At 32.8% G+C, this 19080-nt stretch carries 17 protein-coding genes and 1 other RNA gene; 12 read left to right on the top strand and 6 right to left on the bottom strand.

The annotated features are described in order from the left end of the window. Positions 1–6 precede the first annotated feature (6 nt). The 3 genes from IPK14_22555 to IPK14_22545 all read right to left on the bottom strand — a co-directional run bounded on the left by IPK14_22555 (position 7) and on the right by IPK14_22545 (position 1840). Entirely contained in the window at positions 7–687 is a 681-nt protein-coding gene (locus tag IPK14_22555) for a lysoplasmalogenase (protein MBK7996052.1), read from the bottom strand. Between the two features lie 24 nt (positions 688–711). Further along, positions 712–1200 (bottom strand): hypothetical protein, encoded by a 489-nt coding sequence (locus tag IPK14_22550; protein MBK7996051.1) that lies wholly within the window; start codon positions 1198–1200, stop codon positions 712–714. Positions 1201–1336: 136 nt separating this feature from the next. Then, entirely contained in the window at positions 1337–1840 is a 504-nt protein-coding gene (locus IPK14_22545; protein ID MBK7996050.1) for a tryptophan-rich sensory protein, read from the bottom strand. A 493-nt stretch (positions 1841–2333) separates the two neighbouring features. On the opposite strand from IPK14_22545, the gene IPK14_22540 reads away from it, so the two are divergent. Then, positions 2334–3272, top strand: a complete 939-nt coding sequence (locus IPK14_22540; protein MBK7996049.1) for a MerR family transcriptional regulator — start codon at positions 2334–2336, stop codon at positions 3270–3272. Positions 3273–3380: 108 nt separating this feature from the next. Here the strand turns inward: IPK14_22540 and IPK14_22535 are convergent, their stop codons facing one another. The 3 genes from IPK14_22535 to rnpB all read right to left on the bottom strand — a co-directional run bounded on the left by IPK14_22535 (position 3381) and on the right by rnpB (position 8394). Then, complete coding sequence (locus IPK14_22535; GenBank protein MBK7996048.1) at positions 3381–7022, bottom strand: protein kinase; 3642 nt, start codon at positions 7020–7022, stop codon at positions 3381–3383. Between the two features lie 47 nt (positions 7023–7069). Further along, a complete protein-coding gene (locus IPK14_22530; GenBank protein MBK7996047.1) occupies positions 7070–7900 on the bottom strand; it encodes a hypothetical protein in 831 nt (276 codons plus the stop codon). 43 nt (positions 7901–7943) lie between these two features. Further along, an RNA gene (gene rnpB / locus IPK14_22525) (RNase P RNA component class A) lies at positions 7944–8394 on the bottom strand. A gap of 135 nt (positions 8395–8529) precedes the next feature. Between rnpB and IPK14_22520 the strand changes: the two genes are divergently transcribed. The 11 genes from IPK14_22520 to IPK14_22470 all read left to right on the top strand — a co-directional run bounded on the left by IPK14_22520 (position 8530) and on the right by IPK14_22470 (position 18993). Then, on the top strand, positions 8530–9207 hold the full coding sequence (locus IPK14_22520) for a hypothetical protein (protein ID MBK7996046.1): 678 nt from the start codon (positions 8530–8532) through the stop codon (positions 9205–9207). A 187-nt stretch (positions 9208–9394) separates the two neighbouring features. Beyond that, a complete protein-coding gene (locus tag IPK14_22515; GenBank protein ID MBK7996045.1) occupies positions 9395–10942 on the top strand; it encodes an AarF/ABC1/UbiB kinase family protein in 1548 nt (515 codons plus the stop codon). A 2-nt stretch (positions 10943–10944) separates the two neighbouring features. Further along, positions 10945–11667, top strand: a complete 723-nt coding sequence (locus IPK14_22510) for an HAD family hydrolase (GenBank protein MBK7996044.1) — start codon at positions 10945–10947, stop codon at positions 11665–11667. A gap of 84 nt (positions 11668–11751) precedes the next feature. Beyond that, complete coding sequence (locus IPK14_22505) at positions 11752–12522, top strand: ABC transporter permease (GenBank protein ID MBK7996043.1); 771 nt, start codon at positions 11752–11754, stop codon at positions 12520–12522. Between the two features lie 8 nt (positions 12523–12530). Continuing rightward, positions 12531–13343: an ATP-binding cassette domain-containing protein gene (locus IPK14_22500; GenBank protein ID MBK7996042.1), complete on the top strand. Its 813-nt coding sequence runs from the start codon at positions 12531–12533 to the stop codon at positions 13341–13343. A gap of 24 nt (positions 13344–13367) precedes the next feature. Next, positions 13368–14507 (top strand): MCE family protein, encoded by a 1140-nt coding sequence (locus IPK14_22495; protein MBK7996041.1) that lies wholly within the window; start codon positions 13368–13370, stop codon positions 14505–14507. 15 nt (positions 14508–14522) lie between these two features. Next, the gene (locus IPK14_22490; protein MBK7996040.1) at positions 14523–15650 is read left to right on the top strand and encodes an MCE family protein; all 1128 of its coding nucleotides are present in this window, start codon (positions 14523–14525) and stop codon (positions 15648–15650) included. Between the two features lie 139 nt (positions 15651–15789). Then, complete coding sequence (locus IPK14_22485) at positions 15790–16077, top strand: hypothetical protein (GenBank protein ID MBK7996039.1); 288 nt, start codon at positions 15790–15792, stop codon at positions 16075–16077. An 87-nt stretch (positions 16078–16164) separates the two neighbouring features. Further along, on the top strand, positions 16165–17433 hold the full coding sequence (locus IPK14_22480; protein ID MBK7996038.1) for an ABC transporter substrate-binding protein: 1269 nt from the start codon (positions 16165–16167) through the stop codon (positions 17431–17433). Beyond that, positions 17418–17741: a hypothetical protein gene (locus IPK14_22475; GenBank protein MBK7996037.1), complete on the top strand. Its 324-nt coding sequence runs from the start codon at positions 17418–17420 to the stop codon at positions 17739–17741. The genes IPK14_22480 and IPK14_22475 overlap by 16 nt, the downstream gene beginning before the upstream one ends. Before the next feature lie 25 nt (positions 17742–17766). Then, complete coding sequence (locus IPK14_22470) at positions 17767–18993, top strand: serine/threonine protein kinase (GenBank protein ID MBK7996036.1); 1227 nt, start codon at positions 17767–17769, stop codon at positions 18991–18993. Positions 18994–19080 lie beyond the last annotated feature (87 nt).

Genomic DNA, 19080 nt, shown 5'->3' with positions numbered 1-19080 from the left:
TTTAGTTTAGCAAATTGATAAAGCAATTAACCATTGGGCAAAAAAATATGTGGTCATAAAATAAATTTGTGCCTGTGGAACTGAACCTTTGAAACGATCTAGAGCTAAAATAGAGTCTGATGCCATAAAAAATGCTGCTCCAATAAAAGCTGTAAAACTCCCCACAGGCCCAACGTCTAACCAACGACTAAAGGCTTGCCAACCCATTATCAGAAGCACGCTTGCATAAACAGCAACAGGTAGTTTCATTTCTTTTAAGTATGGAAGTAAGGTAAGAAAAAGTACTGCTCCGTAGATTAAAAAAGGTATTGTATAAAGTAAAGAAAATAAGTTTATTCCTGTTAAAACAAAAGCAATAATATAAAAAATATGTGCAATTAAAAAGCTAACTAAACCTGCTACAAATCTATCAGATGGTAACATCAATAAAACATCACCAAGCAAAGAAAAAACAAGTCCAGTAATTATTAAATATTTGTAACTACTAGGATTTAGATTAGCTGGCAGTTGGATAGCCATTAAAATAATAAAGATCATTGTTAGAGGCTTAAAGATATAAAAATTGGTAGTATATCTTTTTGCTCTAATATGCAAAATAGCAGAAATAAGTGTTAGAAATGATAAAAATATAGTTAGCATAAAATCATTTTTTGCCACGTTAGTGGCTTTTGTTAATAGCCCAGTCATTTATGGCTAAGCTATTAATTAGTTTTAATTATCCTTAAAAAAAATATCAATATAATCTGTTGTAGTATTATCACAAGGATTAAGCATATCTTTTAGTCGCCAAAATTTTCTTGCTCCAGAAATTCTAAATAATTGTTTACCTTCTCTTATACAAGGTTTTCCATCATTATTATAATTAACCCTCATAGTGATTTTTCCATCAAATACAAAGTCTTTTGGATTGATTTCTACAATATTTCCATTTATTTCTAAAAAATCATCTCCTTTAGTTTGTTTACCTACTACAGATAATATTCCATCTGTTTCTTTAATTTCTACAGTCCCCATTTCTTTACGATTCCAAAAACTTAGCCATTGTAGTTGCAGTCTATGTTTACCTATTAACATTTGTTTAGCTTGTGAGTTATTTATTTTTGTTTGAGATTGAGCAAAAGCTAGGTTAGATGAAAAAATATTGTAATTTATAGTAAACAAGCTAATTATAATAAATAACATAGCAAGACATTTTCGCATAAAATTTTCCTGTAATTTATAGTTATCGATGGATTTTAGATTATTAAAGCAAGAAAAAAAAATAGGGACTAGCTTTTAGCTTGTCCCTACATAACTATGCCTTATTTACTTTAACGTTACAAAAAACATGAAAAATTTACTGGTTTATTTTCCAAATTGTAAAATTCAACATAACCGCATATCCCACCCAAAGAATATAAGGAAGTAGTAGCAATCCAGCAACCAACCTAACACGCCAAAAAGAAATTAATGTAGCTAAAATTGATAGCCAAAGAAACACAATTTCAACAAATGCAAGTTTTGGATTTTGTAAGGTAAAAAAAAGACCTGACCAAATTAGGTTAAGAAATAGTTGCAAGCCAAATAAAGCTAAGGGCAGGCTTTTAAGGCTTCCAACCTTGCGCCAAATAAGCCAAGCAGCTAGAGCCATCATAAAATAAAGACTAGTCCAAACTGGCCCAAACAACCAATTAGGCGGTGTCCAACTAGGTTTATTAATTGTTAAATACCAAGAGCTAACAGATGTGTTAGTTAAAACCGCCCCAGCCCCAGCAACAGAAAAACATATTGTTAAAAAAAGTAGCAGACTAATAAAATGCTTGTTGGCTTTTTCTTGTTGCAAACTTATTGCTTGTTCCATTTTGTCACCTAATTTTGTAAAGAAACACCAGTTGAGCAGGCCAAAGAACCAATTGTCCTATTATGAAAATTGGCGACTACAGCTAGACCCTCCATTTAACCATAGGTTTGGCTCTGCTCATTAACTGGTAACTCATTGACTACTTAATCTAAACAATATAGCTAATTAGATTAGTAGTACCCCCGAAATTTTTCAAAAATCTTTCTAACACCCTCTTAAATTTACAAGCTAACTCTTATGTTGCAAAGAATAAATCAAGTTCAATATATTGTCAACAATTTTTAGACAAAAATTAGACAAAAATTCAATTAAAATATTGTTTAATCTTGTTATGAAAATTAATTAAGAAAAAATTATTGTTAAGTGTTAGTAATGTTGGTAGTTATTGAAAATAGTTAAACTTTACTAAAATTTGACAAATAAATGTTGATTGACAAAGGATATTTTGATTAAGATAGAAAAATAGACAAATTTTTAACAAGCAGGTTTTTTAATGTCTAACCAAGAAATGTTACCAATAAAAGTAGTTTCTCAACGCACAGGATTAACTCAACATGTCATTCGTGTTTGGGAAAAACGTTATAGTGCAGTTTCTCCTAGTCGTAATACTACTAATAGGCGATTTTATACTGATAAAGAAGTAGAGCGACTATCTTTGTTACGAGAAGCTATAGAAAAGGGTTTTAGTATTGGGCAGATTGCTCATTTATCTAATGATCAAATTTCTAAGATGATAGCTACACCAGAGAAATCGCTAGATCTAGGCATTAGTACTAGCAATCAAAGCATAGAACAATATATTGAGAATTGTTTAGCAGCAATAGCTGAAATAGATACACAAAAATTAGACGAAATATTAACAAAAGCTCAAGTAGAACTAAATCCTAGTATTTTGATTGATGATTTAATTGTCCCGCTGCTTTATAAAATAGGAATCCTTTGGCAAGAAGGGAAATTAAGAATTGTTGAAGAACATTTAGCCTCGGCTGTTATTCGTAATTTGTTGGGAAGGATAAAAACTGACTTACAACCTACTAACATTGCACCAAAAATAATTATTGCAACACCTCCTAGACAATGGCATGAGCTAGGAGCATTGCTAGCCGCTGCTACAGCCGCTTATGAGGGCTGGAAAGTAATTTATTTAGGTGCAAATCTTCCAGTAGAAGAAATTACTAAAGCTGCACAGTTACACAAAATTAAGCTAGTAGCTTTAAGCATTATTTACCCTGTTGACGATCCTTACTTACATTTAGACTTAAAAAAGCTTCGTAGTTTGTTAGGCTCACAAGTTCAGTTAATCATAGGAGGCCAAGCAACAGAGGGTTATTTAGCAACTATTAAGTCTATAAATGCAACTGTGGTTACAAACTTAAAATCTTTTCGTCAACTTCTAAATAGTTTGCGTAGCCCTAATAAACACAAAATTTAATACAGTGTAGTTAATACAATCATACGTAGGGTTGAAACCCTACGCTACTATGCCGCCCCGTTGGGCCTTTAAGAGATAAAACCTCAGAAAACTTTGTTTACAGTGTAATTAATTACTTTGCTTATCTTTTGTTGTATTTACAAAAATAGCTGTTTTTTTATCATCAATTCCAGAAATTAATGTTGCTGTTTGGGTGTTAACTATTGTTTCTGCTTCCATATTAATGTTTGTAATAAGCGTTTCTGCCTCTAAATTACTTAATTTTGTAATTTTTGGTGCTTGCCAAATCTCTTTTACTTTGTGGAGTTGCTCGCTAAGTTGACCTAGGTTAGTAGCAAACACAGGATCAATATTTACTGCTACTAATAGGTTTTCTGCTAACTCTTTGGCTGTTGGGCGTTTATTTCTGTCTTTGCTAATAGTTTGCATAACCACATTTTCAACTTCTTGCAAAATAACTGGGTTTAGAACAGAAAGTTTTTCTGGTTCTTTGGATAAAATAACCCCTAACCAAACATAGATATTGTCCAAATGTTCTTGAAATGGGACTTCACCTGTCAACATTTCATACAAAACGACTCCTAAACTATAAACATCTGAATGTATATCTGCTTTACCTTCAAACCGTTCTGGTGCCATATAAGCAGGTGTTCCAATAATTCTTCCTGTTGCTGTTAAAGCTTTAACATCTAATCCTTCACTAGGCCCCATTAACTTAGCAATGCCAAAATCTAATAACTTAATTATTTCTCCTTCAGGTGTTTGATGTAAAAAAATATTATCTGGCTTAATATCTCTATGAATAATTCCTAGGTTATGAGCTTTTGATAGTACGTCACAAACAGGTATTAGAATTTCTAAAGCACGTCCAAGCGAAAGAGCTTTTTTCCTTTTTAATTCTTCTTTTAAGGAATGTCCTTTAAGAAGTTCCATTACTTGATAAGCAATTCCTTCACTTGAAACACCTGAATCTAAAACAGCAATTGCATTTGCATGACTAATTTTACTAGCTGATATAGCTTCAAGTTGAAAGCGTTCCAGAGCCTCTACAGAATCATTTCCTGCAATTGGTCGAAACACTTTTATTGCAATTGCTCGCTTCATTATTAAATGAGTGCCTCGATAAACTGCACCAAATCCACCCGCGCCAATTTTTTCACCTAGCTGATACTTACCATCAAGTATTGTTCCGGGTAAGGTTTCAGCCAAAGCAGAAAAAATACGATCAGCCCTTTGTTGAGACAAAATTAATTCTTCATTTTTACCTTTTAGCTCTTGATTTTTTTGTTCTAGCTGGTTTTTTTGCTCTAATATTTCATTAGTTCGCTCTCTAACAATTGTTTCTAAGCGTTGATTTTTAGCTTCAATAACTCTAACTCTTAATCTATAAGTGCCATAAACACTTAGAGTTAATAAAAAAGAACTTGTTAGCAAAAACCAATTTTGTAACCAAAAAGGTTTTTCTACACGAAAAGCTATTGTTTTAACTTGGCTTTCAATTCCACTTGGATTAATAGCTTTTACACTAAATAAATAATCTCCTGACGCTAAACTTGAGTATTTAGCATTACCAACATTTGTTGATAACCAAACAGATTCTTCTAGTGAATTAATAGATTTTAACTGGTATTTATAACTATTTCTTTCTTCATCAATAAAAGAAAGTGCCACAAAATCTATTTCTATATTGTTTTTATTATGTCCAAAAGATATTGTTTGGCCAGTAATTAAACTTTGGTAATCTTGATAGTCAATAACCTTTTGGCTTACTTTAATATTAGTGATTTCTAGTTTTGGAGCAGTTGAAAAAATTTGCTCAAGTTTTGGATTATACCTAGTCAATCCATGCGTGGTAGAAAGCCAGAAATTTCCATCTTTATCTACCATTATATGTTGTGTAGCACTAGCCTTTTGTGAAAAACCATCTTTGTAGTTATAATGCTGGATCTTTCCATTAGTAAATTTATCTATACCATTATTAGTAGCAACCCAAATGGCCCCATTGCTGTCTTCATATATCCAATGAATAACATTATTAGAAAGCCCGTTAGCAACGCTAAGAGAGCTAAATTTTTCTCCATCCCATTTATAAAGTCCATTTCCTTCTGTTGAGATCCAAGTAGTATTTTTCTTGTCTTTTATAATATAGCCAACAGCTTTAGCTTTTAGACCTGAAGATTCTTGAAAAGACTTAAAAGCTAAACTACCATCAGGTAAAAGACTAATTAAAGTAGCACCGTCAGAAGTACCTGCCCAAATTTGATTATCAGATGTTTTATTTAAGTTATATATTGTATTACTTGAAAGGCCATCTGTTTTAGTATATTTTTTTATAGTTTTATCATTATAAATTACTAGACCCTCATTAGTTCCAATCCATAACTGGTCTAAGTCATCAGTTAGTAAACAATAAGCAGCATCTTCGCTTAGGCCAATGTTTTTGTCTAAAATCTTTACTAATTCTATAGATATTTTGTCAGATTGTTTTTTTTTGCGGTAGGCAGCAATATTTGAATAATGAGAAATCCAAATTAACCCTGTTTTATCTTCTACTAAAACATTGGCTCTTTCTTTTGGCAAGTTAGGTTGAAAATCTGATAGATTAGTTAATTTTCCCTTGGAAAGTATATTAACGCCTAATTCTGTAGCAATCCAAATATCTCCATCCTTGTCTTGTAGAGTGCAGTTAACCTTATTTGCAATTAAACCATCCTTATCAGTGTAATTAATAAATTTTTCACTAGTTAATTTACTTAATCCGTTATGAGAACCAAACCAAATAGTAGATTCTTCATCAACAAAAATTGGCAAAATAATGTTATTTGGTAGTCCATTATCAACTTTGTAATAAGAAAGATTTTCAATATAGCTTAGCTCATTTGATAGAGTATTTCTAATAGCGGAAAATTTTACAGCACCTTGATTAGTAGCCACTAGGTAATTACCTAAGTGATCTTGAGTTATACTAAAACAAGTATTTGAAGGTAAGCCATTTTCAGTATTAAAGTATTGAAATTTACTTTGTTGTGTGTCACCTAAAAAGCGAGCAATACCATTTTCAGTAGAGGCAATCCAAATATCCCCAAATTTATCTTGGAAAATACCCCGTATTCGACTTGCTGATAAACCATCTTTTTCTTTATAAATAGTAGTAGTTTTATTAGTTAGATTTAGCTTAACTAAATTATTTCCACCGAACCAAAAATTCCCTTCTTTATCTTTAATTGCACAGCGAAACTGTTTTGGTAATTGATATTTGTTGGTTATATTTTCAAAAGTCTTGCCATCATAGAGAAATAAACCGTCTTCTCCAGCAAATAAATAATTATCATTATCAGGCAATACAGCAAAAAAGCTTTTTGAACTAGCCCCTTGTTTGTCATTAAAAGATTTAATTGTGGCTTTTGATTCTTTAAATTCTACTTTACTAATGCCTTCTTCCATTGCTAGCCAAAAGATATTTTCTGATTCTTGATAAATATCATAGACTCGCATTCCAGCTAAACCATCTTCTTTAGTATAATTAGTAAAGTGTACCCCGTCATAAATACTAAAACCGCCTTTAGTACCAAACCAAAGACGGCCCGTTTTATCTTGAATAATTTTTAAGATAGTATTTTCTGCTAACCCATCGCTAGTAGTATAAGTGCGATATGGTAGTTGTTGTGCCAAAACAAGCTTTTCACCAAAAAAAACTAAAAAACAAATTGTTAAAAAGACTAATTTGATGATTAATAGCGTGTCTTTCATAAAAACCACGTAATCAAATAACAGTAAATTTTATCTAATCAATAAATTTAGTGCGTTGGAATTGGAACAGAACTACCACCACCACCTTTAGCTTTATTTAAGTCTTGTTCCAAACCTTTTAATGCTTCTTTTACCATTTCATTAGGATCAGCACTAGCAAATTCCTTAAATTTTGCAAATGTCTCTTCAGCTAACTTTAAGTCTTTTAAGTCAATATAAGCTTTTGTTTTATGATAAAGAGCTTGCAAATGTTTAGGATCTTTAGACAAAGTTTTATCTAAATATTCCATTGCTTTTTTAATATCTGGAGGATTAAGAAACATATAAGAAATGCCAGTATCAGTAATAACATTTAGGTCATCTGGCTTAATTTTACCTGCTTTTTCATACCAACTAATAGCTTCTTTCATTAGATTAGGATCGTTTTTTTCTCGTCCCATATCAAAATGTAAGTTGCCTAATTGGGCTAAAGGGTCAAATTCATTAGGTTTTAATTCATTAGCTTTAAGCAAAAAACGTTTTGCATCTTCAAGCATACGCCCTTGAGAGTAAAGATAGCTACCTACTTTAAGTTGTGAGTCATAGTCTTGGTTTTTTTCACCAAATTCTAAAGCCTGTTTAATTTGTCCTTCTACTTCATCAATACTTGGATGATTAGCAGGCATATCTTCATTGCCTTTTAGAGGCCCGGCTTTACTTGCTTTAGTAGTCGCTGGAGCCGATTTATTAACTGTATCTGTAAAAACATAACCTACAACTAAACCTAGTAATATACCTATCATTGCAAACATTATTGGATTAGTACTAGCATTAGTAGGATTAGTAGTTGGAGAGGTTTCTTTACTTGGTGTATTTTTTTGTTTTTTGCTTTCTGACATAAAAGTACCTATTTTGAATGTTTTATTAAAATAAATGAGGGTGTGTTAAAGCAAATCTATAAGCCGAATTCTGTTTCTTAACTTACGCTAAGATAGCGATCATTCATCTAGGCTAGCTGTCACCAACTAGCTCAAGCAACCTACCCGGAGAGCGTATTATTACCGCCAAAGCAGTAATAAACTCAAGCGGGCCACTCTACATACGCCTCCCTATTTGGTCTTGCACCACGGAGAGTTTACCTAGCCGGCTGTGTCACCACAACCGCTGGTGGGCTATTACATTAAGAATTGCTTCCCCACCGTTTCACCCATCACCTGTACTAGCAAGCTAGCCATCGGCTGGTCTATTCTCTGTTGCACTTGTCGTCGGGTTATCCCGCCTGGCAGTTAACCAGTCCATTGCCCTGTAGTGTTCGGACTTTCCTCTCTTCCCTTAAATCCAAATTAGTAACTAATTTAGACTTAAAGAGAACAGCGATCGCTTGATTTGCTCTAACACAAAAAAATTATAACATAGAGATTAAAATTTAACTTCCCGTCACTACCCACTTGCACAGCTAATCTTTACCAAACTTTACTCTTTGTGCTAACTTTCAATTTGCTTTATTTTAATTTCTTAGGAGAAAGTTATGTTTTTTTCTCGACTTTCTAAAATTGTCTTTATTTTAATCTTATTAACCTCTTTAGCTTGCGATCAGCCAACTACAGTTAGTAATTCTAGTAGTACACCTCAAAATAATAATCCAACTACAGTATCAACTCCTACTACTAGTCCTATTCCAAATGCTTCGCCTGCTCCCACTAGTACAGCAACAACCACACCAACACCACAAAATAATGAGAAAATTAAAGATAGCGATGAACCTGTAAAAGTTTCTATCCCTGAGTCAGAACTACGTAAACGTCTTCCAGCACCAGGAGAGCTTACAGATGAGGAAAGAAGAAAAGGCCAACTGCTAGCAGATAGAACTGATAATTCTAGAGCATTAATTAGATATTATAATTTTTTAACCGATATTCGGGGACTAAACTTAAATCCTCCTAAAGATTTAATTGGTGGTGCCAGTGCATTTAAGGCTAATGATGTTTTACAGTTTACTTTTAAGGAACCTCAAGTAGCGGTACTTATAGCCCAATTTATTGACCCTCAAAACCAAAAAATTGGTATAGGCTTTATGCAAAAATTAACTGTTGACGATCGTAAGTATTTACAAGTTAAGAATTATTCTTTGTTAGTTAAAGGTGGAAATGAAAAAATTTATAAAGTTCTTACTGATGCAATAGATCAGTTTGATAAAGTTCAATAAGTTATTTAACCAAGACAAACCACTCTAAATAGTTTTAGGGTGGTTTTAATTTGTTGATTTAGCCTAGCAACTACATTTTTACCTACCAATAGACTCATCCTTAACATTTTGCTATTATTAGCTTTTAATGACCCCCATAATTAAAGGAAATTTATTTAACTTAGTAAAAGCTGTGTAGGAAAGCTGCATGGGAAATTTAATAAAACAATCTTCTAAAAACAATTCTGTTAGCTCACAAAAATTGCTACCTAGTCCTACCACTAATAAATTAATTGTTTATACTAGTTCAACTTTAAGCCGTAAAGAAAGATTTAGCCGGCCAATAAAAATTGTTTGGACATTATTTACTTTTCTTTTTTATGTTTATTTAGATTTTAAGGGCTGGTTAAAAGGCTCAGAAAAATCCAGGGAAGCTAAACTTCGAGTTCAAGCACAAAAACTTGGGGAAAGACTTTTAAGTCTTGGGCCAACTTTTATTAAAATTGGTCAAGCTCTAAGCACTAGAGCAGACTTACTACCTGTAGCCTACATTGATGAATTATCTAAATTACAGGATAGAGTTCCTGCTTTTTCTAACTTAGAAGCTTTTTCTATTATTGAGCAAGAATTAGCAAGTCATCCTAAAGAATTATTTAAAGAAATTAGCTCTAACCCTATTGCAGCAGCTAGTTTAGGACAAGTTTACCGAGCTTACTTAAAAACAGGCGAAGAAGTAGCCGTAAAAATCCAACGTCCAAACCTAAGCATTATTATCAAATTTGATTTACTGATTTTGCGCCGAATTATCAAATTTTTACTAAAACATACCTCATGGATGATGAAGGGCAATGATTGGTTAGGAATGCTAGATGAGTTTGAGCGTGTTATTAATGAAGAACTGGACTATCAGCTAGAAGGGACTAATGCAGATAGATTTAGAGTAAATTTTGCTGATTGGTCAGGTATTCATGTACCAAAAATTTATTGGGAATATACAACTTCACGTGTTATTACAATGGAATTTATTTCTGGTACAAAAATTATTGATATAGAGAGCTTAGAAAAATCTGGTTTTTCTGCTAAAAAGATTAATGAGTTAATGCACCGTACTTATTTTAAGCAATTGCTAGAAGACGGTTTTTTTCATGCTGACCCTCACCCAGGCAATTTATTAGTAATGCCTAATGGAAAACTAGCATTTTTTGATTTTGGTATGGTAGGAAATATTTCCTCTACCCTTCAACAACACATGGTTTCAGCCTTCTTTCATATCTTAGAAAGAGATTTTGATGGGTTAGTAGATGATTTAATTTCCTTAAATTTTCTTAAACCAGAAGTTAATATTCCTGAATTTCGTAAAGTAATCCGCGATATGTTTGCACGTAAAATAGACTTAGATTTAAGCCAAGTAAACTTTAAGGAATTAACTTATGAAATTGGAGAAATAATTTATAAATATCCTATCTCTACCCCAGCAGCATTTACATTTATTATTCGGGCATTAATGACTTTAGAAGGCATTAGTATCCAAATGAATCCAACTTTTAACTTCCTAGAAGTAGCCAAGCCCTATGCTAGCGATTTTCTTTTCCGCAAAGAAAGCGCACATTTACGTAAACAAGTTTGGGAAAATTTACGTGAGGTTGGCTCCGGCAAAGTAAATTGGGGACGTTTAGCTCAACTTGCTAAACTAGGCTGGCAACTTTGGGCTGAACCAAAAATAAACCGTTTTTTATATGGAGATAAACCAAAATAATCGTGTCTCTTAATTCTCACAATTTACGAATATTACTTTTTGACATCGATGGAACTTTGCTCTTTACAATACATCGTAGTATTTACCGAGCTAAAGTTGCTGAAGCTGTAGCCAATATTTTTGGAACAGCAGGAAAAATTAGCCAGGTCTCTTTTAGTGGAAAAACTGACCTACATATTATTTCAGAAGCTTTATCAGATGAAGGTATTACGCTTAAAGAAATTTGGGAAGCTTTACCAGAAATAGAAAAGCAATTTGTAAGTATTATAGAGACTTTAAGCAAAACATCTGCTGTGTTTCGTTCTTGTCCAGGAATGCCGGGCCTGCTAGAAAAATTGCAGCTAGATCCGCGTTACCAACTTAGTTTATTAACTGGCAATATTGAATCATTAGCTAAGTTAAAACTTAATCAAGTAGGGTTAGAAAAGTATTTTTCTTGTCCCGGAGCTTTTGGAAGCGATCATGAAGATAGATTATTTTTACCAAGTATTGCTGCAAATAGGGTAGCTAACTTTCTAGGAATTTTTGATCTATCACCATCACAATTTATTATAATTGGTGATACTCCACGAGATATTGCTTGCGCACGTCATTTTGGAGCAAAAGTGTTAGCTGTAGCCACTGGGAATTTTTCTAAAGAAGAGTTGGCTAATGCTCAACCAGATTTACTCTTTGAAACTCTATCAGACACAGATAAAGTAATTTCGGCATTAGCCACACTTTAGCTTTAGAGTAGGCAAATAGTAAAAAAGTTTTTAGTTGAGGAAATTAAGTTAATTAGTTGATTATAAAGGTATTAATTAAAGCAGATGAACTTAGCTCTAAAAATTGTTTATGAAACTCATGAAGCAACCTTAATGGTAGGACGTGCTTTAACTGGTTTTGTGCGCCGGCCATTTTATATTAAAGAAACTGTTCAACAAATGGATTTAGTGGGTGTAGGTAGTTTGCCCATTGTAATGTTAGCAGGTTTTTTTATTGGTGCAGTATTAGCATTACAAACCGCAGCAACCCTACAAGCTTTTGGAGCGCAAAATTATACTGGCCGACTAGTAGCAACATCGCTAGTACGTGAACTTGCTCCAGTATTAACTTGTATTTTACTTGCAGGCCGAATTGGTTCAGGTATTGCAGCAGAACTTGGTTCTATGACAGTTTCAGAGCAAATTGATGCTATGCGTGCCTTAGGAACTGATCCTTTACGTAAATTAGTTTTACCTCGGATTATTGCTCTAGTAATTATGGGGCCAGCATTAACAGTTTTTGCCAATATAGTAGGGATAATTGGAGGATTAATTATTTCCTTAACTATTTTACATATTCCTACTTCTGTTTATACAACATCAGCACGAGACGCATTAAATTACCATGACATTTTTGGAGGGTTACTTAAACCTGTTGTATTTGGTTTTATTGTAGCTGTTGTAGGGTGTCGCTGTGGACTTCGCACACGTGGAGGAACAGTAGGTGTAGGACTTTCTACAACACAATCTGTAGTTATGGCAATTTTGCTAATTTTAATTTCTGACTTTTTTCTAACTAAATTGCTTATAGCCCTTGGCCCTAGCTCAGTATATTAATTTAAGTTATGAGTGAAAAAAATCTTAGTAATCAAGCAATTGTATTTGAAAATATTTTATTTGGCTTTTCGGATCAATTAATCCTTAATGATGTAAGTTTTTCTGTTAGACCAGGTGAAAGTATTGTTTTAATGGGTGGTTCTGGCAGTGGTAAATCAACAACCTTAAAATTAGTGTTAGGCTTACTTAAACCTGAATCAGGGAATTTACTAGTAGATGGTGAAAATATTATTGGCTATTCAGAAAGCAAAATGATGGCGATAAGAAAAAAAATCGGCATGGTTTTCCAGGAAGGGGCATTATTTGATAGCTTAAATGTATTTGAAAATGTAGGCTATCGTCTCTTTGAGCAAGGTGCTGAGGAAAAAGAAGTAGAACATATTGTTAGGCAAATGCTTAAATTTGTTAATTTAGAACATGCTATTTATAAAATGCCTTCTGAACTTTCTGGTGGTATGCGACGGCGTGTTGGTATTGCTCGCGCTCTAGTGGGAAAACCTAAGATTATCCTTTATGATGAGCCTACAGCAGGACTTGATCCTCCTACAGCAAGAACTATTGTTGAACTAGCTATGAAACTTCGTGATTTAGAAGGTGTAAGTTCAATTTTTGTAACACATCGTATTCCTGATGCACTACAACTCGCATCAGAATATGTAACAATAGATGAAAAAGGTGAAGTAGTTGTACGTAAAGATGAAAAAGGAACAATGTCTAACACCAAGTTTATTATGTTAAAACAAGGAAAAGTTATTTTTAACGGTTCAGCTAAACAACTTTGGGCATCTGAAGACCCTTATATTAAAGAGTTTCTTACTTAAGGGTAAATTTTTGGAGGTAATCTTATGTCCAGCAAAAAAACTATTGGTTTTGCACAACTAAGAGTAGGTTTACTAGTCCTTTTAACTGTAGGTCTAATAATTGCCACTATTTTAACTATTAGTGGTGACATAAATTTGTTTAAGAAAACCCTTACAATTCGCACTAAACTCCCTCAAGTGGATGGTTTACGTCCTGGTACAGAAGTAAGGTTAGCCGGTGTTTATATAGGCCAAGTTAGTGACGTAATCTTGCTACCAATAGCTCCAAGTGAACAAGACAAGCAAACACTTCAAAGCGTTGAAGTAGTTATGAAAATCAATAAATTAATTGATGATTTACCAGCAGAAGAAAGAATACGCAAAAATTCTTTAGTTAAACTTGGTTCGGTTGGTTTATTAGGTGATAAAGTTATTGATATTAGCCCTGGAACAAAAGATAGTGATGCAATTAAAGATGGCGATTTAGTTCAAGGCGATCAGGAAGCTTCTCTTACTCAAGTAGTATCTGGTGCAAGCAGTATTCTACAAGATATTGATACTTTAGCTGACCAAGTAAAAGAAATTGCCCAAAATATCAATCAAGGAAAAGGCAATCTAGGTTTAATTGTTAAAGATGATAAGCTTTATAATAATGCCAACGCCACTATTTTAGAATCACAAAAATTAGTTGAACGTATCCGTGATGGTAGTGGAACAGTAGGTAAATTGCTTAATGATCCTATGCTTTATGATCAAATACAAACTACAACTAAAAAGGCTGAAACTTTAATTACAGATATTTCTAGCGGGCGAGGAACTATTGGTAAACTTGCTACAGATGATGAGTTATATACTCGTACTAATCAAATTTTATCTAGAGTAGATAGCATTGTAACGAAACTAGAAGAAACGACTAATAAAGTAGATGCTGGTCAAGGTACAGTAGGCCAATTGCTTAATAATGATAAATTATATAAAGAAACAGAAAATACTGTTGCTAATCTAAATCGGCTTACAGTTAGACTAGAGAAAACTTTGGATAACAAAGGCTCTGTAAATAAATTATTAGAAGATCCTACTCTATATAACAATTTAACAGATGCTTCTAGTGAAACTATTAAGCTTTTACAAGATTTTAGAAAAGAGCCTAAAAAATATTTAACTATTAAAATTAGAATCTTCTAAAACTAATTAAAATTTATGTCAGCACAAACACCAATCAAAAAACCTATAGTTAAGCCTCCTGAAAAAAGTGAAGCTTTAACGGTTTTAGTAATATTAGTAGTAGCTTTGTCTATAGTAAGCTACTTTGTTTTTTTTACTAGAACTAGTGGTTTTGTGCTAAAAGCTAAATTTAAGGAAGCAGACGGTTTAAAAATTGGTGCAGAAGTTCAATGTGCTGGTGTTAAGGCTGGCAATGTTAGAAATATTCGTTTTCTAGGTGTTCCTGTAACAAAAGGTGATGAAAATCTCTTTGAGCTTACATTAGAACTAAGCCCACAAATTAACGGTCAACCTATAGAAAAAATTATTCGCAAAGATGCTAAAGCAATTATTATTATTGTTGGTGCATTAGGTGATAGAGGAGTTAATATAATACCTGGCACAATTAACGCACCAGGTGTAGTTAATGGAGATTATATTTTAGGTGAAACAGAGTTAACTCCAGCTATGATTTCAGCAAATTTAGGTATCATAAGAAAGAAGTTTGAAAGCATCCAGCAAATTATTGAAGATAATGCCAAATGGATTAACGATGGCAAAGGTACTCTAGGCAAATATAATAAGCCAAATAATGAAGCTCAACTTAACCTTAGACATTTATTAGAATTAACTGATTCTTTAGAACCATTAATTAGAAAAGGAAAAGGGACTGTAGGAAAATTTCAACAAGATAAAGAATTTGCTGACCGAATAGAAAGATTCTCCAAATTAGTTGATGAGTTAGAAGACCAAATACAAACTGGTAACGGTTCAACAGGAAAATTTCTTAAAGACAAAGAGTTAGATAATCGTGTTATTTTAATAGAAAATCGTGCTAAAACATTATTGGATCGTTTTCAAAAACTTGCTGAAAAAGCACAAAAAGGTAATGGTTCAGCAGCTAAATTCCTTAATAATCAAGAATTTAGAAATGATATTAATAAGCTAGAAACAAACTTTAACCATCTTTTAACTAAAGTGACCAACAAAAAAGGCAGTTTAAATCTATTTATTAATGACACCCGACTTTCAGAAAATATTAGTACTATTTCTATAGAAATGGCGAAACTAGCTTATGATATCCGGCAAAAACCAAGAAAGTATGTTAAATTTACGTTATTTTAATAAAATATTAATATTAAAAGGTTTAGTGTAATTTTTTCTTTATTTATCTTTATTTCTTTTACTTGCTGTGTATAATTTGCTTTATCCTTTACCAACAAAAAATAAATCAAGATTATTAAAGTAATTTTTAGAGGGTTTTATGAGAGAAAATTCTTGTCCGCTTTGTGGTGAAATTATTTTGCCATCTGTACTTAATTTACATATCCAATTAGAAAAAACTTGGCACAGAGAACTTAAAGAAACTCATCCTGAGTGGTTCACTGATAAAAATAGCAGTGAATTAAATGAAAAGCTTAAAAAAGAATATAAAAGTAGGCATGAGAAGCTAAAAGAAGAAGCTGATGGGCTTTGTAATAAAGGTGATAATAGTCGTAAACTAGATATAGTTGATGGTAGAGAACTTGAAGTAGAAGAAGAAACTTTTTGATAACTCATTAGAAGTTAAAGTTTTAGTAAGCTATTTAATCTAGTAAGTTTCCATGCGAAAAATCACTAATTTTAAGGAGCTAGAAGAATGAAAAAACGTTCTTTCTTATCTATTGTACTAAGCTTTCTATTAATATTTAGCTTTGCCTTAGTAAACCTACATTGTGGGCAAAGTAACCCAACCCATATTGTACATATACCTAAAGACCCAAAAGTAGCTCCTTGTGAGCCGGGTAAATGGGGAGGAACATTAAAACTAGCTCTTTCAGGTGCGCCATTAACATTTAATCCTTTTATCTCTCCTTCTGTAGAAACTTATGAAATAACTTCAAAGCTTTTTGCTACCCTAATAGACTATGACAATGTTAATAAAAAGGCTAATAATGATGGTTTAGCACGATCGGTTGATACTTTAGAAAATGGTAGTAGTTATGTAATTCACTTACGCGAAGGAGTAGCATTTTCTAATGGTATACCAATCACGGCTGAAGATGTCATCTTTTCATTAAAAGCTGCTTTAGATAATCGCTTAGGCTCAATTTATGGCGAATTTATGAAAGTAGATGGTCAAGCACCAGAATTTAGTAAGATGGATTCTTTAACAGTAAAAATTACTTTTGCTGAACATTATGAACCTATCAAAGAACTACTTTCTAAAATCCCAATAGTTTCTAAAAATTCAATGGAAGATTCTTTCTTAAAAGGAGATCCTAAAACAGCTTATACATTGACCACAGCCCCAGAAAAAATAGTTTCTTCTGGCCCTTTTGTATTAAAAAGCTATTCAGAACAAAAAATTGAACTTGTCTATAATCCATATTATTGGAAAGTAGATAATGTTGGAACAGCATTACCTTATTTAGATGGTATTACTTATGACTTAAAAGTTTCTCGTCAAGGCCAACAAAATAACTTACTAACTAAAAATGAATATCATGCCGTAGAATTAATACCTACTCAAAAACAAGCTTTTGAAGGTAATGATCGCTTTATTATTAAAGATGCAGGCCCCTCTCTAGCTGTTTGGCAACTAGTGCTAAATTGGCGTTTGGAACAACAACCTGGGAGTTTTAGCATTAAACCCACCTGGGCGCGTACTAGCTATTTTCGTTGGGCAATTTCTGCACTGATTCAAAGAGATAAAATGGTCTCAGATGTTTTTAATTCTTTGGGTCGTCCTGTTTATGGATTAGTTACACCAGATAATCAACTTTGGTTTAATAATGAAGCCAAAAAATATCCTTATGATATAAATGTTGCTAAAAAATTTTTAGGACTTGCAAAATTCTCCAACTCCTCAGATAACACACTAAGAGATAATGCTAATAAGATCCAGCTTTTATGCAACCTTTCTTAAGTAAATCAGGAAAATATCTTTATTTTGATGATAGCAGTGATGTTAATCTTAAAGGTATGGCTGGAAGTGATCCTTTTCTTAACAATGTAGCAAAAGACTTAAACGAAGCTTTGAAAAAATCTTCCTTAAAAGAACGTCAAGATATTTATAATAAAATACAAAAAGATTGGGCTGACAAATACCCAATTATTTATTTAGTCAATGAAAATGTTTTGGTTGCGGCTCAAAAAAACTTAGCAAACTTTAAGCCTGCACCTATAATACCAACTTTAACTTGGAACTCAGAAGAGTTTTACTTAAAGCAATAATCAGATTGCTTAATGAGGTGGGATAATGTCTAAGGAGTGCCGGCAGTGCCATCGCTCTTTTTTAGATAAAGTTGTCAATTGTCCCTATGATGGATCCTTATTAGTACATAATCCTGAAACTTCTACAGATATATTTATTGATTTAATATTAGATAATAAATATCAAATAAAATCTAAAATTGGTGAAGGAAGCATTTGTAATATCTACCGTGCTTTAGTCCTAGAGTCTGGCTATCAATGTGCAATAAAAATCCTACGCCCCACTCTAGCTAAAGATGAAGCATCTATTACCCGATTTAAGTATGAAGTACGTGCTGCTCATAAAGTACAACACCCTAATGTAGTCCAACTATTAGACGCTAATATTTTAGGTACTGGCCCGATGTATATGGTAATGGAACTTCTAGAAGGTGTTACATTAAAACAAGAATTACAAAAAAGCGGCCCACTTGGACTAGAAAGAACCAAAACTATTGTTAGACAAATTTGCGAGGGCCTGCAAGCCGCTCATACAAAAGGAATTATTCACCGTGACCTTAAACCAGACAATATAATGCTAGTTAAACAAAATGATAACCCTAGTTTTGTTAAATTATTAGACTTTGGAATTGCTAAAGTTAATTGGGATAAATCTATTACAGCAGAATACTCGCCATCAAATATTGTTATGGGGACTCCTCGTTATATGTCACCAGAACAATGTAAAGGTCAACAAATAGATCTACGCTCTGATATTTATAGCTTAGGCATTATCATTTATGAATTATTATCTGGTATGCCTCCCTTTATAGACGCATCTCCACAAGCTCTATTAAATAAACATGCTCAAGAAACCGTGCCAAGCTTAAAGCGAAAACGTCCTAGTCTACCTAGTAGTGTAGAAAGGGCAATAATGCATGCACTAGAAAAAAGCCCCTTAAAACGACCCTTATCTGTTATTGAATTTGCTCAGGAATTTGAAGATGCAATTAATTTAGAACCTTCAATTTCTCCAGATATTTCTCGCGCTCCTGACTTAAAACAATTATTAAATAGTCAATCACCTAATTTAATACCTGTAGTTAAACAACAATCCAACAATTTTTCTATAGTAGAATACATTGAGCCAGAAAAATCACTTATTCCTAATCATTTTGCTTCAGAACAAATTAAGACAGAACTTAAAAATAATTGGCATTATTTAGTTATAGGGATAATTCTTTTAGTAATTGTTATTTTAATAATAGCGATTATTATATTGCTTATGTCTTAAATGAAATCTTCTTATAACTTAAGTATTTAATAGACTTATCTTATACTGCCTAGCCGACTACGAGCCAATAAGGATTTATGCTATTAT

It is taken from the genome of Blastocatellia bacterium, from assembly GCA_016713405.1.
Lineage (GTDB): Bacteria > Acidobacteriota > Blastocatellia > Chloracidobacteriales > JADJPF01 > JADJPF01.
The sequence above is the reverse complement of the archived record's forward strand: the minus strand, read 5'-3'. Positions and strand labels throughout refer to the sequence as shown.

Coding starts and splice junctions, on each gene's coding strand:
- IPK14_22555 (MBK7996052.1), bottom strand. CDS start 687: ATGACTGGGCTATTAACAAAAGCCACTAACGTGGCAAAAAATGATTTT.
- IPK14_22550 (MBK7996051.1), bottom strand. CDS start 1,200: ATGCGAAAATGTCTTGCTATGTTATTTATTATAATTAGCTTGTTTACT.
- IPK14_22545 (MBK7996050.1), bottom strand. CDS start 1,840: ATGGAACAAGCAATAAGTTTGCAACAAGAAAAAGCCAACAAGCATTTT.
- IPK14_22540 (MBK7996049.1), top strand. CDS start 2,334: ATGTCTAACCAAGAAATGTTACCAATAAAAGTAGTTTCTCAACGCACA.
- IPK14_22535 (MBK7996048.1), bottom strand. CDS start 7,022: ATGAAAGACACGCTATTAATCATCAAATTAGTCTTTTTAACAATTTGT.
- IPK14_22530 (MBK7996047.1), bottom strand. CDS start 7,900: ATGTCAGAAAGCAAAAAACAAAAAAATACACCAAGTAAAGAAACCTCT.
- IPK14_22520 (MBK7996046.1), top strand. CDS start 8,530: ATGTTTTTTTCTCGACTTTCTAAAATTGTCTTTATTTTAATCTTATTA.
- IPK14_22515 (MBK7996045.1), top strand. CDS start 9,395: ATGGGAAATTTAATAAAACAATCTTCTAAAAACAATTCTGTTAGCTCA.
- IPK14_22505 (MBK7996043.1), top strand. CDS start 11,752: ATGAACTTAGCTCTAAAAATTGTTTATGAAACTCATGAAGCAACCTTA.
- IPK14_22500 (MBK7996042.1), top strand. CDS start 12,531: ATGAGTGAAAAAAATCTTAGTAATCAAGCAATTGTATTTGAAAATATT.
- IPK14_22495 (MBK7996041.1), top strand. CDS start 13,368: ATGTCCAGCAAAAAAACTATTGGTTTTGCACAACTAAGAGTAGGTTTA.
- IPK14_22490 (MBK7996040.1), top strand. CDS start 14,523: ATGTCAGCACAAACACCAATCAAAAAACCTATAGTTAAGCCTCCTGAA.
- IPK14_22485 (MBK7996039.1), top strand. CDS start 15,790: ATGAGAGAAAATTCTTGTCCGCTTTGTGGTGAAATTATTTTGCCATCT.
- IPK14_22480 (MBK7996038.1), top strand. CDS start 16,165: ATGAAAAAACGTTCTTTCTTATCTATTGTACTAAGCTTTCTATTAATA.
- IPK14_22475 (MBK7996037.1), top strand. CDS start 17,418: ATGCAACCTTTCTTAAGTAAATCAGGAAAATATCTTTATTTTGATGAT.
- IPK14_22470 (MBK7996036.1), top strand. CDS start 17,767: ATGTCTAAGGAGTGCCGGCAGTGCCATCGCTCTTTTTTAGATAAAGTT.